At 41.9% G+C, this 1,331-nt stretch carries 1 pseudogene; it reads left to right on the forward strand.

The annotated features are described in order from the left end of the window. Positions 1-46 precede the first annotated feature (46 nt). Positions 47-1,197, forward strand: a pseudogene (locus tag QUB33_RS29465) (ISAs1 family transposase). Positions 1,198-1,331: the final 134 nt, after the last annotated feature.

The raw sequence follows: 1,331 nt of genomic DNA on the forward strand, positions 1-1,331 counted from the left end.
GGACTCGATCCGATCGCGCTCGACTATCCTACAGAGTGCATCAACAATGAATTTAATTGAAGCAATTAAATCAGTACCTGACCACCGACATCCGAGGGGAATTAGGCATCCCTTATGGCTGATACTCATGATAATTTTATTGGGCAGTTGTACGGGATATTGGGGATATAAGCCCTTAGCTGAATTTACGAAAAATCATCGCTCAACTCTGATAAAACTCTTTAACCTCCCACCAGATATTTGTTTTCCATGCGACTCAACTTTTAGAAACATCATTCTCTCATTAGATTTTGAGGTAATTGCCGTCATTTTTAATATATGGGCAGGGCAGACATTACCGAGAACGCCAGGAGAATTGATGGCAATTGATGGTAAAAGTATCAAAAGCACAAGTGTTGGGGGTAATAGTTCTTACCAAAATTTTGTGAGCCTGGTTTCTGTGTACAGTCACAATCGCGGGTGGGTAGTCCGACATAAAGTCATGGAAAATCAGCAGCGAAGTGAAATCGAAGCTGTGGAGGAACTCGTGCAAGAACTTGCGGGTTCTCAAGTAGTAATTACTGCTGATGCACTGCACACTCAAAAAAAACTATTCAGTTAATTATTGATGGAGGTAATGACTACATAATTACTCTCAAAAAAAATCAATCTAGTCTGTTTAAAATGGCTCAAAAATTGGTCGAATCTGTGGGTGCGAGCGATTCAGCTCAAACCTCAGAACGCTTGCATGGCCGCACCACAACTCGCTCTACTACAATTTATCCCGTATCTGCTCAGTTATTACCAGCGTGGGCTGGTGTCAAACATATAATTGCTATCAAAAGAATCGGCAGTAGGTGGGAAGGCAAAAAAAGTCGTCGTCGGTTAGTTGATTTCCATGAAACGCATTATTATTTAAGTAGTAAGGATTGGTCGGCAAGCCAATTTGCGTCGGCAATTCGAGGACATTGGTTAATAGAGAATCGGCTGCATTGGGTTAAAGATGTGACGCTAAATGAGGATAACTGCATCCATCGAGGTGGCAATGCACCTGCGAACTGGGCAATGGTCAGACAATTTTTACTATCTCTAGCTCGGATGCTCGGTACAAATACACTTCCTGAAGCTTTAAGATTTATGGCCAATCAACTTGAATATGTTAGCGAATTACTTTTCGGTTTATCTCATCAAGACAAACCAATTAAATCTGGCGCGTGATCGTCAGCAAATAGCCTAGCCCCACTGGTTTACTCTTTTGACAATTAATCCACCCTGCTATTCGATAGTGAATAGGGGTGTGCGACTTTGCTAGAAGCAACCGCAACCATTGATGCTGATAAACTGATGCGCAT

It is taken from the genome of Microcoleus sp. B3-A4, assembly GCF_036705385.1.
Lineage (GTDB): Bacteria > Cyanobacteriota > Cyanobacteriia > Cyanobacteriales > Microcoleaceae > Microcoleus.